The 17909-nt window shown below is 73.1% G+C and carries 19 protein-coding genes; 9 read left to right on the top strand and 10 right to left on the bottom strand.

The genetic code is table 11. From position 1 onward, the window contains the following. Positions 1 to 2: 2 nt before the first annotated feature. A complete protein-coding gene (locus FB554_RS04000; protein ID WP_142004737.1) occupies positions 3 to 1052 on the bottom strand; it encodes a YdcF family protein in 1050 nt (349 codons plus the stop codon). A 114-nt stretch (positions 1053 to 1166) separates the two neighbouring features. On the opposite strand from FB554_RS04000, the gene FB554_RS03995 reads away from it, so the two are divergent. Next, complete coding sequence (locus tag FB554_RS03995) at positions 1167 to 1556, top strand: VOC family protein (RefSeq protein WP_142004736.1); 390 nt, start codon at positions 1167 to 1169, stop codon at positions 1554 to 1556. A gap of 83 nt (positions 1557 to 1639) precedes the next feature. Here FB554_RS03995 and FB554_RS03990 read toward each other — a convergent pair whose 3' ends face one another. The 6 genes from FB554_RS03990 to paaA all read right to left on the bottom strand — a co-directional run bounded on the left by FB554_RS03990 (position 1640) and on the right by paaA (position 6531). Then, positions 1640 to 2581 (bottom strand): DUF3626 domain-containing protein, encoded by a 942-nt coding sequence (locus FB554_RS03990; RefSeq protein ID WP_142004735.1) that lies wholly within the window; start codon positions 2579 to 2581, stop codon positions 1640 to 1642. Positions 2582 to 2596: 15 nt separating this feature from the next. After that, positions 2597 to 3718, bottom strand: a complete 1122-nt coding sequence (paaE, locus tag FB554_RS03985) for a 1,2-phenylacetyl-CoA epoxidase subunit PaaE (protein WP_142004734.1) — start codon at positions 3716 to 3718, stop codon at positions 2597 to 2599. Beyond that, positions 3718 to 4209: a 1,2-phenylacetyl-CoA epoxidase subunit PaaD gene (gene paaD, locus FB554_RS03980; protein ID WP_420809459.1), complete on the bottom strand. Its 492-nt coding sequence runs from the start codon at positions 4207 to 4209 to the stop codon at positions 3718 to 3720. The genes paaE and paaD overlap by 1 nt, the downstream gene beginning before the upstream one ends. After that, positions 4203 to 4946: a 1,2-phenylacetyl-CoA epoxidase subunit PaaC gene (paaC, locus tag FB554_RS03975; protein ID WP_236022255.1), complete on the bottom strand. Its 744-nt coding sequence runs from the start codon at positions 4944 to 4946 to the stop codon at positions 4203 to 4205. Before paaC ends, paaD begins: the two co-directional genes overlap by 7 nt. 209 nt (positions 4947 to 5155) lie before the next feature. Continuing rightward, positions 5156 to 5443, bottom strand: coding sequence for a 1,2-phenylacetyl-CoA epoxidase subunit PaaB (paaB, locus tag FB554_RS03970; protein WP_142007413.1), 288 nt, complete (start codon positions 5441 to 5443; stop codon positions 5156 to 5158). 44 nt (positions 5444 to 5487) lie between these two features. Next, complete coding sequence (gene paaA, locus FB554_RS03965) at positions 5488 to 6531, bottom strand: 1,2-phenylacetyl-CoA epoxidase subunit PaaA (protein WP_142004732.1); 1044 nt, start codon at positions 6529 to 6531, stop codon at positions 5488 to 5490. An 83-nt stretch (positions 6532 to 6614) separates the two neighbouring features. Here paaA and FB554_RS03960 point away from each other — a divergent pair, with 83 nt between their 5' ends. The 3 genes from FB554_RS03960 to FB554_RS03950 are packed head-to-tail and all read left to right on the top strand — an operon-like array spanning position 6615 to position 8157. Further along, positions 6615 to 7157: a GNAT family N-acetyltransferase gene (locus tag FB554_RS03960; protein WP_142004731.1), complete on the top strand. Its 543-nt coding sequence runs from the start codon at positions 6615 to 6617 to the stop codon at positions 7155 to 7157. Then, positions 7154 to 7846 (top strand): AzlC family ABC transporter permease, encoded by a 693-nt coding sequence (locus FB554_RS03955; RefSeq protein ID WP_142004730.1) that lies wholly within the window; start codon positions 7154 to 7156, stop codon positions 7844 to 7846. The genes FB554_RS03960 and FB554_RS03955 overlap by 4 nt, the downstream gene beginning before the upstream one ends. Beyond that, a complete protein-coding gene (locus FB554_RS03950; RefSeq protein ID WP_142004729.1) occupies positions 7843 to 8157 on the top strand; it encodes an AzlD domain-containing protein in 315 nt (104 codons plus the stop codon). The genes FB554_RS03955 and FB554_RS03950 overlap by 4 nt, the downstream gene beginning before the upstream one ends. A gap of 15 nt (positions 8158 to 8172) precedes the next feature. Here the strand turns inward: FB554_RS03950 and FB554_RS03945 are convergent, their stop codons facing one another. Next, positions 8173 to 8964 (bottom strand): FadR/GntR family transcriptional regulator, encoded by a 792-nt coding sequence (locus FB554_RS03945; protein WP_142004728.1) that lies wholly within the window; start codon positions 8962 to 8964, stop codon positions 8173 to 8175. 128 nt (positions 8965 to 9092) lie between these two features. Between FB554_RS03945 and FB554_RS03940 the strand changes: the two genes are divergently transcribed. The 4 genes from FB554_RS03940 to FB554_RS03925 are packed head-to-tail and all read left to right on the top strand — an operon-like array spanning position 9093 to position 13796. After that, positions 9093 to 10835, top strand: coding sequence for an L-lactate permease (locus FB554_RS03940; RefSeq protein WP_142004727.1), 1743 nt, complete (start codon positions 9093 to 9095; stop codon positions 10833 to 10835). Continuing rightward, complete coding sequence (locus tag FB554_RS03935) at positions 10820 to 11605, top strand: (Fe-S)-binding protein (RefSeq protein WP_268885474.1); 786 nt, start codon at positions 10820 to 10822, stop codon at positions 11603 to 11605. The genes FB554_RS03940 and FB554_RS03935 overlap by 16 nt, the downstream gene beginning before the upstream one ends. A 14-nt stretch (positions 11606 to 11619) precedes the next feature. Beyond that, complete coding sequence (locus tag FB554_RS03930; RefSeq protein WP_211344642.1) at positions 11620 to 13167, top strand: LutB/LldF family L-lactate oxidation iron-sulfur protein; 1548 nt, start codon at positions 11620 to 11622, stop codon at positions 13165 to 13167. Then, on the top strand, positions 13164 to 13796 hold the full coding sequence (locus FB554_RS03925; RefSeq protein ID WP_142004725.1) for a LutC/YkgG family protein: 633 nt from the start codon (positions 13164 to 13166) through the stop codon (positions 13794 to 13796). Before FB554_RS03930 ends, FB554_RS03925 begins: the two co-directional genes overlap by 4 nt. 112 nt (positions 13797 to 13908) lie before the next feature. Here FB554_RS03925 and FB554_RS03920 read toward each other — a convergent pair whose 3' ends face one another. Further along, a complete protein-coding gene (locus tag FB554_RS03920) occupies positions 13909 to 14475 on the bottom strand; it encodes a P-loop nucleotide/nucleoside kinase family protein (RefSeq protein WP_170206773.1) in 567 nt (188 codons plus the stop codon). Positions 14476 to 14953: 478 nt separating this feature from the next. On the opposite strand from FB554_RS03920, the gene FB554_RS03915 reads away from it, so the two are divergent. Further along, a complete protein-coding gene (locus FB554_RS03915; RefSeq protein WP_142004723.1) occupies positions 14954 to 16999 on the top strand; it encodes a DUF222 domain-containing protein in 2046 nt (681 codons plus the stop codon). Positions 17000 to 17091: 92 nt separating this feature from the next. On the opposite strand, the gene FB554_RS17790 is transcribed toward FB554_RS03915, so the two are convergent. Beyond that, positions 17092 to 17880: a DedA family protein gene (locus tag FB554_RS17790; RefSeq protein WP_211344525.1), complete on the bottom strand. Its 789-nt coding sequence runs from the start codon at positions 17878 to 17880 to the stop codon at positions 17092 to 17094. Between the last annotated feature and the right edge of the window lie 29 nt (positions 17881 to 17909).

Raw genomic sequence — 17909 nt, 5'->3', positions numbered from 1 at the left:
GCTCAGACCGCGAGCGCGTCGACCAGGCCGGTGTCCTGCAGCGACACCCACATGCCGGCGGCGACGATCGCGAGGATGATCGCGGCGACGACGGCGTGCAGCCGCCAGTGCTCCCGCACGACCGCGACGAACTCGCGCAGGTAGGCCGACGGCACGTAGTACCTCGCCGTCGGCGCCCCGACGACGTGCGCGCCGGTGCCCAGCCGCCGGGCGAGCAGCGCGGTGCGGAACACGTGGTAGTCGTTCGTGACCACGAGCATCCGGCCGCCGGGGCGACGCTCCTGCACCAGGGCACGGCTGAGCAGCAGGTTCTCCTCGGTGGTGCGCGCCCGGTCCTCCACGACGAGGTGGGCGGGGTCGACGCCCTTGCCGCGGGCGTACTCCGCCATGGCGACGCCCTCGGGCACCGACTCGTCGGGGCCCTGCCCGCCGGAGGGCACCACGAGCGGGGCATGCCCCTCGCCGCGCTGCCGCTGATAGATCCCCACCGCCCGGTCGAGGCGCGCGGCGAGCAGCGGCGGCACCCGCCCGTCGATGACCCGCGACCCGAGCACCACCAGGGCGTCCGCGCGGCGCGTGCGCGGCGCGAACCGATAGGTCAGGCAGTAGGCCGCGAAGCAGGCGAACACCCACCCGACGTAGCCCCCGAGCAGCAGCAGCGCGAGCACGAACGAGACGAACCAGGTCGGCCGTTCCCGCTGGGTGACCACGACGAGCAGCACGGGCAGCGCGGCCATCGCGAGCCCGGTCAGCAAGGACATCAGGTTGCCCAGCGAGCGTCCCTCGCGGCGCAGCATGACCAGCCCGTTGGCGATCAGGAAGACCGACAGCACGAGATAGCCCAGCGGCAGCACGCCCAGCGCCACGACGGCGATCAGCTGGGCCAGCGGGCCGGGGTCGTCCTGCTGCGCGGTGAGCACCGCGATCGCCCCGAGGGCCAGCGCCAGCACGGCGAAGACCCCGTTGCGCAGCCGGCGCGGGTCCTGCCGCCAGCTCACGACCAGCGCCACGGCGCAGGCGATCGCCGCGCCTCCGGTCACGTAGGGAGTCATCACCGCACCATTGTCGCGATCGACCTCGGCGCGCGCCCGGGAGGCGTACGCCCGCCGCCCCTCGAGTGCGCCCGTCCCGGCCCGCGGGCGCGACGAGCGGCCTAGCCTCGCCCCATGCACCGTTCCCGCATCGGCGTCGTCCTCATCGACCACCCCGACGCCTCCTACGACGCTTCGGCCGCGTTCTGGGCCGGGGCGCGCGGTGGTGCGCGGCGCTCGAGCGAGGCCCCCGGCGCGGAGCCCTACGAGTCGCTGGACCGGTTGCCCGGCGAGGTGATGCTGGAGCTGCAGCGCACGGGAGCCGGCACTCCCCCGCGCGTGCATCTGGACATCGAGACCGACGACGTCGAGGCCGAGGTCGCCCGGGTCACCGCGCTCGGCGCGACGGTGCACGAGCGGCGCGAGGGCTACGTGATCCTGGCCGACCCGGGCGGCCTGCTGTTCTGCGTGGTGCCGGTGCAGACCGGCGACGCCTTCGCGCAGCACGCCACCACCTGGGAGTGACCGCCGGGGCGCACCGCTCGCATCGGTGACCCGCATCGGTGACCGCCCGTGCGCTCAGCCGCACGCCTGCTCACCGATGCCGCTCACCGATCCGTGCCGGGAGTGCCGAACCGCACCAGGTGGTGCCAGAGGTACTTCACCTCCTGCAGCGTCTGCCCGACATCGCCGTACGCCTGCCACCCCTCCCCGCGCGAGCGCACCACCTCCTGGGCGGCGCGGCCGACCAGCTCGGCGTCCAACGGCTGCCCGGGTCGCGCCAGCCGCGCGTGCACCTCGCGTGCCAGCCGCGGCGTGAGCCCGGTGCGGAACGCGGGGTCGAGCGCGTCCGGGTCGAGCGACCGGGCGGGCGCCCACTCCAGGTCGAAGCCGCACGAGGTCGCCGCGGCGCCGGCCACCTGCTCGACCGCGCTGCCCCGGAACGACTCGTCCAGCACCAGCGCCTCGACGTCGCCCGCCAGGCGCACCGGCGCGTGCACCTGCGCCTCGACGTAGGTGTCGCGCAGGTCGGCGGCCCGGCGCGGCGCACCGGTGAGCTCGCTCCAGCCGTCCGCCTGGGCAGCCCGCAGCACCGCGCCCATCCGCCCCCAGACACCGGCGGCGGTCGGGTCGGTCACGCTGTCGCCCCAGGTGAAGGTCGTGCGCTCCAGCAGCTCGGGGCGCAGCCGCAGGTGCCCCGACCCGAACCGCGGGCAGGCACCCCACGGGTCGCGCACCAGGCTGAGACCGGCATAACGGGGCCGCTCGTGCGGGTCCGCGTGGTCGTACGCGTCGCCGAACATCGCCTGTTCCCAACGGGTTCGGGCGCCGCGCATGACGCTGTCGAGCCCGCCGGCGGAGATACCCGTCACGAACTGGTTGTGCACCTCGCCGTCGGCGACCAGCGCCTCCAGCACCGGGCGTCCCCGCCGGTCGAGCCGGTCGGGGTGCAGGTTGATCGTCAGCGTCGGCGCACCGGGCACGGCCGCGTCGGCGTCGGCCGCGCGGGCGCGGACGGCCTCGAGCGCGCGGTCCTGGGCGGCGGTCACCGCGCCAGTGTGCCGTCAGGCGTCGTAGTCGAGCGTCACCTTTTCGCTGACCGGGTGCGACTGGCAGGCGAGCACGACGCCGGCGTCGACCTCCTCCGGCTCGAGGGCGTAGTTGCGATCCATCCGCACCTCGCCGTCGACCACGCGCGCCCGGCACGTGCCGCACACCCCGCCGGTGCACGAGAACGGCGCGTCGGGGCGCTCGCGCAGCGTGGCCGCGAGGATCGTCTCCTGCTTCGAGGGCATCGGGATGGTCGTACGCCGTCCGTCCAGGTTGACCGTGACCGTCGCCTCGGGCGGTGCGGACGGGTCCTCGACCACCGGCGGCGGCGCCGTGGGCAGCCCGGCGTCGTCGACGTGGAAGATCTCGTGGTGCACGTGCTCGTGCGGCACGCCCCGGTCCTCGAGCAGCCCGCGGGCGTCCTCGACCATCCCGAACGGGCCGCACAGGTACCACTCGTCGACCGACTCGACCGGCACCAGCAGCGAGGTGATCCGCTCGAGGCGCTCCCGGTCGATGCGGCCGGTGAACAGCTCGACGTCCTGCGGCTCGCGGGACAGCACGTGGATCAGGTGGAAGCGGCCGGGGTAGGCGTTCTTGAGGTCCTCGAGCTCCTCGAGGAACATCACCGAGTCGGTGCGCCGGTTGCCGAACAGCAGCGTCGCCCGCGACCGCGGCTCCTCCTCGAGCGCCGTCGCGAGCAGCGACAGCACCGGCGTGATGCCCGAGCCGGCGGCGATCGCGACGTGGTGGCGCGCCAGGTCGGGCCGGGTCGGGCAGGTGAAGCCCCCCAGCGGCGCCATCACCTGCACCGTGTCGCCGACCTGCAGCTCGTCGTGCACCCAGGTGGACATCGCACCACCGGGCACCTTCGCCACCCCGACGCGAACGACGTTGCGGCGCAACGCTTCTGAGCGAGGAAGGCAGATGGAGTACGACCGGCGCTCCTCGCGATCGCCGATCTGCGCGCGCAGCGTGAGGTGCTGGCCCGGCTCGAACGCGAAGGCCTCGACCAGGTCGTCGGGCACGGCGAAGGTGACCGCGACGGCCGAGTCGGTCAACGGTTGCTTGTCGACCACCGTGAGGTCGTGGAAACGGGGACGGGTGCGCTTCGGCGCAGTGCTCAGCAGCGACATCAGATGGCCTTGAACTCCTCGAACGGCTCACGGCAGGACCGGCAGCGCCGCAGCGCCTTGCACGCGGTTCCGCTGAACCGGGACAGCTCCTCGGTGTCGTCGCCCCCGCACTGCGGACACACCACCCGACGTACGCTCAGCGACAGGGCCACCGGCCCGCCCGGCTTCGCGCCGGGAGGCGCGATCCCGAAGCGCGACAACGCTTCTCGCCCATCGTCACTCATCCAGTCGGTGGTCCACGCCGGGCTCAACCGGGTCTCGACCTCGGCGCCCAGACCGTGCTTGCGGGCGACGTGCTCGATGCGGCCGCGGATGGCGTCCATCGCCGGGCAGCCGGAGTAGGTCGGGGTGATCACCACGCGCAGCACCCCGTCGGCCACGCTCGCCTCGCGCAGGATGCCGAGGTCGGCGATCGTCACGACCGGCACCTCGGGGTCGGGGATCTGCGCCACCTCCTGCAGCGGGCTCGTGGCCAGCTGCGCGCTCACCACGTCGCCCCCGGGTGGGAGCGGGCGATGTGCTGCATCTCGGCCAGAAGGTAGCCCATGACCTGGGAGTGGATGCCCTCGCGGCCGCCGCGAGAGCGCCAGCGCGACTGCTCGGGCATGGTCAGCGTGGCCAGCTCGACGACCTGCGTGACGCGGTCGAGCACCGGCTCGCGCAGGGTCGAAGGGAGCACGCCGACGCCCGCCTCGGCCGCCGCCACCGACACGTCATCGTCGTCGAAAAGCTCTGCGACATAAGGGGATACCGCGACAAGCGCATCCTGCATGCGGCGGTGCGACTCGTCAGTCCCGTCGCCCAGCCGCACGACCCACTGCTCCGCGTGGTCACGGTGATAGGTGGTCTCCTTGACCGCCTTCTCGGCCACCCCGGCGAGCACCGGGTCGCTCGACGTGGTGAGCCGGGCGTACAGCTCGCACTGGTAGGAGGCGAACCACAGCAGCCGCGCCATCTCGAACCCGAAGTCCCCGCGCGGCTGCTCCACGAGATGCACGTTGCGGAACTCCCGCTCGTCGCGGAAGTAGGCCAGGTCGTCCTCGCTGCGGCCGCCGCCGTCGAGCTCACCCGCGTGGGTCAGCAGCGCCCGCGCCTGCCCGAGCAGGTCCAGCCCCACGTTGCCGAGGGCCATGTCCTCCTCGATCTGCGGCGCCCGCGAGATCCACTCCCCCAGCCGCTGTGCGTAGACCAGCGCGTCGTCGCCCAGACCCAGGCAGTACGCCGCCACCTGCGCTACGCGCTCCTCGCCCGCAACCTCGCCGCTCGTGCCCGCTGTCGCGCTCGGTCGCACTCCGCTCCGGCCGCGTGCTCGTTCCTCGCCCGCAACCTGCGCTACGCGCTCCTCGCCGCTCATGCCTTCTGTCGCGCTCGGTCGCACTCCGCTCCGGCCGCGGGCTCGTTCCTCGCCCGCAACCTGCGCTACGCGCTCCTTGCCGCTCACAAATACTCCACGTCGTCCGGCACGTCGTAGAACGTCGGGTGCCGGTAGACCTTGTCGCCCGCCGGGTCGAAGAAGGAGTCGCGCTCGTCGGGGCTGCTCGCGGTGATGTCGTCCGCGCGCACCACCCACAGCGACACGCCCTCCTGGCGGCGGGTGTAGAGGTCGCGCGCGTTGCGCAGCGCGAGCTGCGCGTCGGGGGCGTGCAGCGACCCGGCGTGCACGTGCGACAGACCCCGCTTGGCCCGCACGAACACCTCCCACAGCGGCCAGCCCTGGGTCTCGATACGCCGCTCGTCCCTCGCGGCTACTCGACCAGCTTCGTTCTCGCTCACGCCACGGCCCCCTTCGCCCGCTCGGCCTGCTTCCCGGCGTACGCCGTCGCGGCCTCTCGCACCCACGCCCCCTCCTCGTGCGCACCGACCCGGTGCGCCATGCGCTGGCTGTTGCAGGCGCCGTCACCCTTGAGCACCCGCCAGAACTCGTCCCAGTCGATCTCGCCGAAGTCGTAGTGCCCGCGCTCCTCGTTCCACCGCAGGTCGGGGTCGGGCAGCACCAGGCCGAGCTTGTCGGCCTGCGGCACGGTCATGTCGACGAACTTCTGCCGCAGGTCGTCGTTGCTGAACCGCTTGATGCCCCAGGCCATCGACTGGGCGGTGTGCCCGCTGGTCGCGGCCTCGCCGCTGTCGGGCGGGCCGAACATCATCAGCGCCGGCCACCACCAGCGGTCGGCGGCGTCCTGGGCCATGGCGCGCTGCGCGTCGGTGCCGCGCGCGAGGGTCCACAGGATCTCGAAGCCCTGCCGCTGGTGGAACGACTCCTCCTTGCAGACGCGGATCATCGCGCGGGCGTACGGCCCGTAGGAGCAGCGGCACAGCGGCACCTGGTTCATGATCGCGGCGCCGTCGACCAGCCAGCCGATCGCGCCCACGTCGGCCCAGGTGACGGTGGGGTAGTTGAAGATCGAGGAGTACTTCTGCTTGCCGGTGTGCAGCTTGTCGAGCAGCTCGGAGCGGTCCACCCCGAGCGTCTCGGCCGCGGAGTAGAGGTAGAGCCCGTGACCGGCCTCGTCCTGCACCTTGGCCATCAGGATCGCCTTGCGGCGCAGCGACGGCGCGCGGCTGATCCAGTTGCCCTCGGGCTGCATCCCGATGATCTCCGAGTGCGCGTGCTGGGCGATCTGCCGGATCAGCGTCTGGCGGTAGTCCTGCGGCATCGCGTCGCGCGGCTCGATGCGCTGCTCGGCCGCGATCAGCGCGTCGAAGTCGCCCGCCGCGCCCCGCCGCGGATCACCCGTCGCGGACAGCCCGTCGAGGTCCGCGGTCTCGGCCGCGTTGAGCGGCACGTCGGGGTCGACGAAGTCGTTGCCGTACATGGCACCAGGATGCCGACTGTTACACGATCCTGCAAATCTGCAGCCAGAGTGTCACACGCCGCGATCGCTGGGAGACTCGACGGATGAGCGACGTCACCCCGACCCCCGACGCGGCCGTGCGCACGGCGCGCGTCACGGACGCCCCCGACATGGGCGTGCTCCAGGCGCAGGCGTGGCACCACGACTACTCCGGCACCCTCCCGCAGGACGTGCTCGCCGAGCTGTCCCCCGACCTGTTCACCGCCACCTGGCAGGCCTCGCTGCAGGACCCGCCGAGCACCGTCCACCGTGCGCTGGTCGCCACCGAGGCCGATCGCGTCGTGGGCCTCGCGGCCATCGGCCCCACCGACGAGCCCGGCGTGGGCGAGCTCCTCGTGCTGACCGTCGACCCGTCCGCCCGGCGTCGCGGCCACGGCTCGCGCCTGCTCAACGCGGCCGTGGACACGTTGCGCGCCAACGACTTTCGCGAGATCCGCGCGTGGGTCCCGGCGACCGACGAGCAGACCCGCACCTTCCTGCAGGCCGCCGGGGTCGCCCCCGACGGGGCGTTCCGCGACCGCGAGCTCGGGAGCTCCCCGGACCTGCTGCGCGAGGTGCGCCTCGTCGCCGGCATCGTCGACGAGTGAGCGAGCCCGACGACCCCAGACGCACGGCCGTCCTGCGGCAGGCGCTGTCGGTCGCGCTGGCGACCGGGTCGTACGGCATCAGCTTCGGCGCCCTCGCCGTCGCCGCCGGGCTCACGCTCCCGCAGACGGTGCTGCTGTCGCTCCTGCTGTTCAGCGGCGGGTCGCAGTTCGCGCTCGCCGGGGTGCTGGGCGCCGGCGGTGGCGGCGCCGCGGCCGTCGCCACCTCGACGCTGCTCGGCGTGCGCAACGGGCTGTACGGCCTCCAGGTCGCCCGGCTGCTCGAGGCGCGCGGGTGGCGGCGGCTCGTCGCGGCCCAGCTGACGATCGACGAGTCGACGGCCGTCGCCGTCGGCCAGCCCGAGACGCGCCTGGCGCGGGTCGGCTTCTGGGCCACCGGTCTCGGCGTCTTCGCCCTGTGGAACCTCACCACCCTCGTCGGGGCGCTGGTGGGCTCGGCGATGGGCGACCCGCGGACGTACGGCCTGGACGCTGCGGCGGTCGCCGCCTTCTGCGCGCTGCTGTGGCCGCGGCTGGACCGGCCGGTCACGCGGGTCGTCGCGGTGGCCGCCGCGCTCGTCGCCCTGGTGCTCTCGCCGCTCAGCCCGCCCGGCGTGCCGGTGCTGGCCGCGGCCGGCGCGGCCCTGGTCGCCGGCGCGATCCCGACACGTCGACGGGCGGCCGCCGCATGAGCACCTGGACCACCGTGCTGCTCGCGAGCGGGCTGGCCTACCTGCTCAAGCTGCTCGGCTTCCTGGTGCCCCAGCACCTGCTCGACGGCCCCGTCGTGTCGCGCATGGTGCGCCTGCTGCCCGTCGCGCTGCTCGCCGCCCTGGTCGCGGTGCAGACGTTCGCGGGCGAGGGCGGGGCGCTGGTGGTCGACGCGCGCACCGCCGCCCTGGCCGTCGCGATCGTGGCGATCGCGCTGCGGGCGCCGTTCATCGTCGTGGTGGTCCTGGCCGCCGCGACCGCGGCCGCCCTGCGCGCGTTCGGGATCGGCTGACTCGCGGCGTCAGGCTCAGGCGTCGGCCACGCCCCGCCACTGTCCGTGCAGCGAGGGCATGCGCTCGTACGCCGAGCGGATGTGCTGCTCGACCAGCTCGGCGGCGCGGTCGGGCTCGCGGGCCTCGACCGCGTCGAGGATCGCGTGGTGCTCGCGCCGGAGCATCGCGTTGAGGGAGTCCCAGTCGTCGGACGCCTTGAAGCCGGCCAGGATCGGTAGCCGCAGCGACTCGCGGATCGCGACGGTGAGGTCGGTCGCGAGCGAGTTGCCGGCCGCCTCGGCGATCGCGACGTGGAAGTCGGTGTCGAGGGCGTTGAAGTCCTCGCGGCTGAGACCCTCGGCGTCCATCCGCTCAACGGTCTCGCGCATCCGGCGCAGCGCGGTCAGCCCGGCGTGCCGGCTCGCGAGGCTGGCCGACAGACGCTCGAGCACCACGCGCACCTCGGTGACGTCGTCGATGGGGAAGTTCGCGAGCGCCACGTGCAGGCGCAGCAGCCGGGTGAGGGCGTGGTGCGGCACCGCGGTGACGGTGGTGCCGCCGGAGGGGCCGGCGCCGACCGAGGAGCGCACGACGCCGTTGGCCTGCAGGGTGCGCACCGCCTCGCGGACCGCCGAGCGACTCAGCCCCAGCTGCGCGGCCAGCTCGCGCTCGGCGGGCAGCTGGTCACCCACGCGGATCTGGCCGCTGAGGATGCGCTGCTCGACCCACTCCACGACCTGCTCCCAGGCGCGCAGGCTGCGGGAGCCGCCCGCGGTGGCGGGTGAGTCGGAGGACCCGGGCTCCTGCCCGGCGGTCGCGCTGGTCACCTCGCGACTGTAGACGCCGATGCGCCCGGTCGGCCGAACTCGCCCATCCAGGGGTGGCGACGCCGCTATGGTGTGGGTCACCTTTTGGTCAGACCTTTAGCGCTCTCTTCCCCCACCGGAGCCGTCACATGCCCACCGTCTTCCGCCCAGACATCGACCCGGTCGGCAACTCGCTCGTGCTGTCCTCCCTGGTCGCGATGCTCCCCCTGCTCACGATCTTCGTCACGCTCGGCGCCCTGCGCTGGAAGGCGCACTGGGCCGGGCTCGCGGCGCTGGCCGTCGCCATCCTCGTCGCGGTGCTGCCCTTCGGGATGCCCGCCGACCTCGCCCTGCTCAGCGCCACCGAGGGCGCCGTGTTCGGCCTCTTCCCGATCATGTGGATCGTCTTCGGCGCGATCGTGCTCTACCAGATCACCGTGGTGAGCGGCCGGTTCGAGGACCTGCGCGCCAGCTTCCACCTGATCTCCGACGACCCGCGCGTGCAGGCGATCATCATCGCGTTCTGCTTCGGCGGCCTGCTCGAGGCGCTCGCCGGGTTCGGCGCCCCCGTCGCCATCACCGGCGTGATGCTGATGGCGCTCGGGTTCGCCCCGCTGCGCGCCGCGGCCGTGGTGCTGCTCGCCAACACTGCCCCCGTCGCGTTCGGCGCGGTCGGCACCCCGATCATCACCGCGGGCCGCCTGACCGGCATCCCCTACCAGGAGATCGGCGCCTACGTCGGGCACCAGACCCCGATCATCGCGTTCATCGTGCCGCTGCTGCTGGTCTTCCTCGTCGACGGCTGGCGCGGCGTACGCCAGACCTGGCCGGTCGCACTCGTCGTCGGCATCGCGTTCGCGATCGCGCAGTGGTTCGCCGCGACGTACATGACCGTCGAGCTGACCGACATCGTCGCCTCGCTCGTGGGTCTGGCCGCCGCCGTGATCCTGCTGCGGTTCTGGAGCCCGGAGGGCAAGGACGCCGCCCACGAGTCGCTGGCCGCCGAGCGCGAGAAGGAGCTGGCCACGGTCGGGCCCGACGGCTCACCGGTCGGCGGGAGCGCCGGCACGGACGCCGACGACGCGCAGGCGGGCGACCCCGCGCACACCTCGCGGGCCGAGCTGGAGGAGCGGGCCCGCTCGCTCACCCCGGGCCGGATCGGGATGGCGCTGCTGCCCTACCTGCTGGTCATCGCCGTGTTCGCCGCGGCCAAGCTGGTCACGCCCATCACCGACTGGCTCGCCGGCACCGACCGCAAGATCCCCTGGCCGGGGCTGGACGGGGAGGTGCTCAACCACGCGGGCAAGCCGAACAGCTCGACGGTCTACAACTTCCAGTGGCTGTCCTCCCCCGGCACCCTGCTGATCCTGTGCTCGCTCGTCGTGGCGATGATCTACAAGGTCTCGCTCGGCGCCTGGGCCAAGGAGTTCGCCGGCAGCGCCGTGAAGCTGCGCTTCGCCTTCCTGACCGTGGCGTCGGTGCTGGCGCTGGCGTACGTCATGAACCTGTCGGGCCAGACGATCACCATCGGCACGTGGATCGCGGGCACCGGCGCGGCGTTCGCGTTCCTGTCGCCCATCCTCGGCTGGCTGGGCACGGCCGTCACCGGCTCCGACACCAGCGCCAACGCGCTGTTCGCGACGCTGCAGCAGACGGCCGGTCAGCAGGCCGGCATCGACCCGACGCTGCTCGTCGCGGGCAACACCAGCGGCGGCGTGGTCGGCAAGATGATCAGCCCGCAGAACCTCACGATCGCCGCGACGGCGGTGGGGCTGCTCGGGCGCGAGTCCGACATCTTCCGGCGGGTGGTGCTGTGGAGCATCGGCCTGGTCGCCGTCATGTGCCTGCTCGTCGGCCTGCAGAGCACCGTCCTGTCGTGGATGCTCCCGTGACGGCCGGCGCCCGCACCCAGGCCCCGCCCGGCACCCGGGTGGCGCTGCTCGCGACGTGCTTCAACGACACGATGTGGCCCGAGACGCCCAAGGCGGTCGTGCGGCTGCTGGAGCGGCTCGGGGTCACCGTGGAGTTCCCGGTCGAGCAGACCTGCTGCGGACAGATGTTCACCAACACCGGGTACGCCGACGAGGCCATCCCCCTGGTGCGCTCGTTCGTCGAGGTGTTCGGTCGGTACGACGCGGTCGTGGCCCCCTCGGGGTCGTGCACGGGGTCGGTGCGCGAGCAGTATGCCGACCTCGCCACCCGCTCCGGCGACAGCGGGTTGCAGGAAGCCGTCGGTGAGGTCGCGCCGCGGGTCTACGAGCTGTCGGAGTACCTCGTCGACGTGCTCGGCATCACCGACGTCGGCGCCTACTTCCCGCACCGGGTGACCTATCACCCCACGTGCCACAGCCTGCGGATGCTGCACGTCGGCGACCGGCCGCTGCGGCTGCTGCGCGAGGTGCGCGGGATCGACCTCGTCGAGCTGCCTGCTGCGGCCGAATGCTGTGGTTTCGGAGGGACGTTCGCGGTCAAGAACGCCGACGTGTCGGTCGCGATGGGAGCCGACAAGGCCCGTCACGTGCGCGACACCGGCGCCGAGGTGCTCGTCGCCGGCGACAACTCGTGCCTGGCGCACATCGGGGGTCTGCTCGGGCGCGAGCGCGCCGGGGTGCGCACGATGCACCTGGCCGAGGTGCTGGCGGCGACGGAGGAGTCAGCATGAGCGCGACAGGAAGCATGAGCGGCGAGGGGCGCGCGCGAGGACGTACGCGGCTGCCGCGGGCGGAGACCACGGCGACGTTCGTGGGGATGCCCGCGTTCCCGAGCATGGCGCGGGAGGCGCTCGACAACACCCAGCAGCGGCGCAACCTGGCGCACGCGACGCACACGATCCGCACCAAGCGGGCGGCTGTGGTCGGTGAGGTCCCGCAGTGGGAAGCGTTGCGGCTGAACGGTTCTCAGACGAAGGACCACATGCTCGCGCACCTGGACGACTACCTCCTGCAGCTGGAGGAGAACCTCGTCGAGGCCGGCGCGACGGTGCACTGGGCGCGCGACGCCGACGAGGCCAACCGCATCGCCATCGACCTGGTGCGCGCCGAGGGCGTCGACGAGGTGGTCAAGGTCAAGTCGATGGCCACCCAGGAGATCGAGCTCAACGAAGCGCTCGAGGCCGCGGGCATCGCGGCCTGGGAGACCGACCTCGCCGAGCTCATCGTGCAGCTCGGGCACGACCGGCCGAGTCACATCCTGGTGCCGGCGATCCACCGCAACCGCAGCGAGATTCGCGACATCTTCCGTCGCGAGATGGCGCGCGCGGGCCGTCCTGCGCCGGAGGGTCTGACCGACGAGCCGACCCAGCTCGCCGACGCGGCGCGGCTGCACCTGCGCGAGAAGTTCCTGCGCGCGAAGGTCGCGATCTCCGGCGCCAACTTCGCGATCGCCGAGACGGGTTCGCTGGTGGTTCTGGAGTCGGAGGGCAACGGGCGCATGTGCCTGACGCTCCCCGAGACGCTGATCTCGGTGGTCGGGATCGAGAAGGTGCTGCCGAGCTGGTCGGACCTGTCGACGTTCCTGCAGCTGCTCCCCCGGTCCAGCACCGGCGAGCGGATGAACCCCTACACGACGATGTGGACCGGTGCTGCCGCCGGCGACGGCCCGCAGGACGTGCACGTGATCCTGCTCGACAACGGCCGCACGTCGGTGCTCGCCGACGAGGTCGGCCGGCAGGCGCTGCGCTGCATCCGCTGCTCGGCCTGCCTCAACGTCTGCCCGGTGTACGAGCGCGCGGGCGGGCACGCGTACGGCTCGGTCTATCCCGGGCCGATCGGCGCCGTGCTCACGCCTCAGCTGCGGGGGACGTCGAGCAAGCTCGACCAGTCCCTGCCGTACGCGTCGAGCCTGTGCGGCGCGTGCTTCGAGGTGTGTCCGGTGCGCATCGACATCCCACGGTTGCTGGTGCGGCTGCGCACGCAGGTGATCGACGGCAAGCGCGGCGGTCTGCCGACGGCCGAGGGCGCCGCGATGCGGTCGGCTGCATGGATGTTCGCCGACCACCGCCGGTTCGAGAAGGCGCAGGACGCGGCGACGCTCGGGTCGCTGCTGCTCGGACGGCGCACGTCGATCCACCGGCTTCCGTGGCCGGCGTCGGCCTGGACCGAGGCACGCAACGCGCCGGTCCCGCCGCGCGAGACCTTCCGCGAGTGGTGGGTGCGCACGCACGGCGAATCTGCAACAGGCACAACCGGATCCGGCGGTCCTGGAGCTGCAGGGGGTGTGCGGTGAGCGAGGCTCGCGAGGAGATCCTGGCGCGGGTGCGCAGCGCGCTCGAGCCCGACCGTCCTGACGTACCGGTGGCCACCCAGCCGGCGCTCGCCACGGTCGACCCGGCAGCGATGCTCGAGGAGTTCCTGGAGACCACGGCCGACTATCGGGCGGTGGTCGAGCGCTGCCCCGCGGCGGAGGTCCCGGCCCGGGTCGCCGCCGCCCTGGAGCGCTACGCCGCCCGCCGCGTCGTCAGCCCGCCGGGCCTGCCCGCGGACTGGCTGACGGCGTACGCCGGGGAGGTGGTGGTCGACGAGGGACTGAGCGCGTACGACCTCGACCGGCTCGACGCCGTCGTCACCGCCGCAGCGGTGGGCATCGCGGCGACGGGGACGATCGTGCTGGACCACCAGCCCGACCAGGGGCGCCGCGCGATCAGCCTGGTTCCGGACGTGCACGTGTGCGTCGTGCGGGCCGGCCAGGTCGTGCCGGACGTGCCGCACGCGGTGGCCGCGCTGCACGCCGCTGCGCGGGAGCGCCGACCGCTGACCTGGATCAGTGGCCCGAGCGCCACGAGCGACATCGAGCTCGACCGGGTCGAGGGCGTGCACGGCCCGCGCACGCTGCACGTCGTGCTCAGCGACGACTGAGGCGGCGACGGACGACTGAGGCGGCGTGGCCGACCGAGGCGGCAAGGGCTGACCGAGGCGGCGACGGCTGCGCCCCGGGGAGCGTGCGTGCGAATCGGCCAGGCGTGCGCGATCAGCCCGGCGCGCGCTTCGTCGGCGCGTGGGGCACAGCTGCCGTCGTGACCAGCTGATCGATCGCGCGCAGCGTGATGTCCTCCTGCCCCTCCCCGCAGCGCAGCACCTCGACGCGCGGGTCGGCAGCCGCGCGGTCGACCAGAGCCGCGTGGACGCTCTCCAGCTCGTCGAGATCGAGCGCCGCGTGGGCCAGCCGGTGGTGCGCCTCGGCGCTCGTCGCACGCTGGGCCAGCCGCCGGCGCAGATGCGCCACGCTGTCGACCAGGAGCACTTCCACGTAGTTCGCCTGCGCGCGAATCGCCGTCTCCCGCAACGCATCCGGAAACTCCGGGCGCGCGCACAGCTGGGCGACCACCACGTCCCGACCGTTGGACAGCGCGGTCGCCGCCAGCTCAAGGGTGCGAGCCCGAGCGGCCTGCATCGCGGCGGTGGAGGCGGCTTCCGGCAGGTCTGCACGCAGCCGGTCCGGATCGAGGCAGGCAGCGTCCGCCTCCCGCGCCCACAGCGCGGCAAGGGTGGACTTGCCGACGCCCGAGGGGCCGTTGAGCAGCAGCAGGGTGGGCACGCCTCGACCGTACGCCCGCCGCACCGCACCCTTCGGCGGAGCACCGGCGCCCCGTGACGGCCGCAGCGCACTGCCCGGCGGAGGACCGTTGGGACGTGCGCTCTGCCGCACTGTTCGGCGGAGCACCGGCACCTCGTAACCGGCGCACCGCGCACCCGTCGGCGGAGGTCCGGCACACCGTGACCATCCGCAGCGCACCCTTCGGCGGAGGACCGTTGGGACGTGCGCTCTGCCGCACTGTTCGGCGGACGTCCGGCACACCGTGACCATCCGCAGCGCACCCTTCGGCGGAGGTCCGGCACACCGTGCGACGCGTGGGAGTTTGAGGCGTTGTCGGTGGTCGATGGTATGGGCCGCCGGTCGGCGAATTCCGCTGACAGCAAACACAATTCACCCCCCGAACCCCTTGACTTGATCGAACACGTGTACGAGTATGGGTGGCAGGGACAGAGCGAGGCTCGAGAGGGGGAAGACCACGATGTCGAGCATCGAGCACACCGCGACACCGCCGGACCAGCCGATCACCACCCAGCTGACCCACGCAGCCGCCAACGCCAGGAACGGCGGTGACGGGGCGGGCGCGTTCGCAACGGCGCAGCCCGGGGCCGGTGCCGCGCTGCTGGGCCAGGTCCGTGACACCCTGACCGCGCTGCGGGCCGCCCCCTCGGTGCTGCACCAGCTCGGCGAGGACGAGCTGGTCGACCTCGGCCGGGCCGCGATCGCCCTGACCCGGGCCGGGGAGTCCCTCGCGGTCGAGGTCACCACCGAGGCCCTGACCCGCGGCACGATCGCCGGCTCTACCGCGGCCTCGCCCACCCACTGGGTCCGCGAGCTGGGCTCGGGGATCGAACCCGCCCAAGCGCACCGTGTCGCGACCGTCGCGACCGAGCTGGCCCAGCACGCCACCCTGGTCCCCTTCGACGCCACCGCAGACTCAGGGCCGCAGAGCCAGGCCGCCGCCAGCGAGCACGCCGACGACGACAGTGACGCTGGTGCCGGTGACGGTCACGCCGGTGACTCGGGCCACGGCCGTGAAGGGGGCGAAGGGTCGGCCCTGGTCGAGGGTGACCCTTCCGGCAGGGCCCTGATCCGCGAGGTCGTACGCACCGGGCTGGTCAACATCCGGGCCGTCGCGCACGCGCTGGACCACGCGCCCCGGCTGCAGCGCCTCATCCCGACCGCGACCCGGGCCGAGACCCTGTCCTGGTACCTCGCCCTGGGTGATGACGCGACCGACAAGGACCGCCGCGCCCTGACCCGGCGGCTCATCGCCCGGTTCGAACCCGGCGACCTCGACCGCTCCGAAGCCGCCGCCCAGGCCCGGGAGACCCTGACCTTCCAGCACCTGCCCAACGGGCTCGTCCGGCTCGTCGCTGAGCTGTCTCCCGGCAATGCCGCGATCGTGCAACAAGCCATCAGCCACCTCGCCGCACCCCGCCCGACCCCTTGCGACCACGTGGACACGAAGGACAACGCGGGGCAGCCGCCTCGCACGACGGGGCCCCGCCCGGAGCGGGCCAGCACGCCGGAGCACGAACAGCGACGACAGAAGAAGCCGTCACGCGACACGGGCGAGACAACCGACCAGCAGCCGACAGGCGCCGAGCCGGAGCCCGAGAGGAAGACAGCCACCGAACCTGACCCGGGCACGTTCGCCACTGCGCAGCCGGACGACAACACCGAGGCGGTCGCTGGGCCTGATTCTGCGAGGTTCACCGCCGCGCAGTCGGGCGAAACCGCGGCCGAGGCAGTCGCCGAGCCGGTCTCGGGCGCGTTCACCACTGGGCGGCCGGGCGGCACCGTGCCCGAGCCGGGGACCGGGCTGCAGCCGCTGGTGCGGATGCCGCAAGCAGCTATCGATGCCGGGGCGAAACTCTACGACGACCGCACCCCCGGCAAGCGCCGCGCCGACGCCCTGATGGAACTCATCCAGCACGCCACCGACCAGCTCCCCCGACCCGCCCGCGGATCGATCACCGGCAGCAGCAAAGCCGTCGTCATCCTCGACCTGGCCACCCTGCAAGCCCACGCCGACCCACCCGACATCCTCGTCCCGGACAAGCTGCGACCGCCCGGCAGCGGCGCCCCGCCTCGCCAAGCCGGGACCCTGCCCGGCACCGGACGGACCCTCACCGGCGAGCTCCTCGCCCCCGCCACCCTGCGCACCATCGCCTGCAGCGCCGGGATCATCCCCGCCGTCCTGGACAGCAACAGCCAGCTGATCGACCTCGGCCGCGAAGAACGCCTCTACACCGGCCACCTGCGCACCGCCGTCGTACTGCGCGACCAGCACTGCACCTTCCCCGGCTGCGACCGACCCCCCGACTGGTGCGACGTGCACCACCTGACGCCCTGGTGGGCCGGCGGCCCCACCACCCTCGACAACGGCGCACTGCTGTGCGCCCGCCACCACACCATCGTCCACACCCAGCTCCTGCACGGCACCCTGACCAACGGCCGCATCCACTGGGACCTCACCCCCGGCCGCATGCCCCAACAACCCCGCCTGAGCGACACCGCATGACCCCGCCGTTCGGCGCCCAGGCGACACCGTGCTGCGACGACTACCGCATGACCCCCGCCGTTCTGCGCGCAGGCGCCACCGTGGTGTGACGACTACCGCGCGACCCCGCCCCGGGCGGACACCGGGCCGGTTGCACCGCCGCCCGCACCACCCGCCCCGTCAGCCCGGTCGGCCCCGTCAGCCCGGTCGACCCCGCCAGCCCGGTCGACCCCGCCAGCCCCATCGGGGGTATCGACCCCGTCGGGCCCGGCGGACGTCGACCGCCCCGCAGCTGCGCGCCGCGTGCGGCGCCGCTCCCACCACCACCGGCCCGCCTCGATCAGCACCGACACCAGGAAGGCGAGCCCCAGCCCGAGCAGCATGCCCTTCAGCGGCTGGTCCTGGAACGCCGCTCCCCCGATGTAGCCCAGCAGCGTGCCGTGCAGCGCCCACACGGTCGTGCCGAGGGCGTCGTACGCCGAGAACGAGCGAAGCGGATAGCGCGTCGCGCCCATCACCATGGCCGTCGCGATCCGGCCCCACGGGATGAACCGCGCGACGACCAGCGCCATCCCACCGCGCTTCGCGAGCAGCCTCCGCGAGGCCTCGACTGCCCTCCCCCGTCGCGTCTCGAGCGGCCACCGGTCCACCCGGCCGGAGAGCCGGCGGCCGATGAAGTAGGTCACGTGGTCGCCGATCCACGCGCCCAGCGCGGCGGCGACGAAGACGCCGACGAGGTTCGGGGTGCCGGTCGAGGCGGCGTAGACCCCCGCCATGATGATCGGCGCCTCGCTCGGGAACACCGGGATCACCGCGTCGACGAGCGACATCGAGAACAGCGCCGCATAGACCCACGGCGAGCCCATGAGGTGCTCCAGCCAGAGCAGCACCTGATCGATCACATCGCCTCTTCCATCAGCGACACGCTAGG

This window comes from Barrientosiimonas humi, from assembly GCF_006716095.1.
GTDB classification, from domain to species: Bacteria; Actinomycetota; Actinomycetes; order Actinomycetales; family Dermatophilaceae; genus Barrientosiimonas; species Barrientosiimonas humi.
The sequence above is the reverse complement of the archived record's forward strand: the minus strand, read 5'-3'. Positions and strand labels throughout refer to the sequence as shown.

What these genes read in the sequence shown, in the direction of transcription:
- FB554_RS04000 (WP_142004737.1), bottom strand. Translation starts at nt 1,052, where the DNA reads ATGACTCCCTACGTGACCGGAGGCGCGGCGATCGCCTGCGCCGTGGCG.
- FB554_RS03995 (WP_142004736.1), top strand. Translation starts at nt 1,167, where the DNA reads ATGCACCGTTCCCGCATCGGCGTCGTCCTCATCGACCACCCCGACGCC.
- paaE (WP_142004734.1), bottom strand. Translation starts at nt 3,718, where the DNA reads ATGTCGCTGCTGAGCACTGCGCCGAAGCGCACCCGTCCCCGTTTCCAC.
- paaA (WP_142004732.1), bottom strand. Translation starts at nt 6,531, where the DNA reads ATGTACGGCAACGACTTCGTCGACCCCGACGTGCCGCTCAACGCGGCC.
- FB554_RS03960 (WP_142004731.1), top strand. Translation starts at nt 6,615, where the DNA reads ATGAGCGACGTCACCCCGACCCCCGACGCGGCCGTGCGCACGGCGCGC.
- FB554_RS03950 (WP_142004729.1), top strand. Translation starts at nt 7,843, where the DNA reads ATGAGCACCTGGACCACCGTGCTGCTCGCGAGCGGGCTGGCCTACCTG.
- FB554_RS03940 (WP_142004727.1), top strand. Translation starts at nt 9,093, where the DNA reads ATGCCCACCGTCTTCCGCCCAGACATCGACCCGGTCGGCAACTCGCTC.
- FB554_RS03930 (WP_211344642.1), top strand. Translation starts at nt 11,620, where the DNA reads ATGAGCGGCGAGGGGCGCGCGCGAGGACGTACGCGGCTGCCGCGGGCG.
- FB554_RS03915 (WP_142004723.1), top strand. Translation starts at nt 14,954, where the DNA reads ATGTCGAGCATCGAGCACACCGCGACACCGCCGGACCAGCCGATCACC.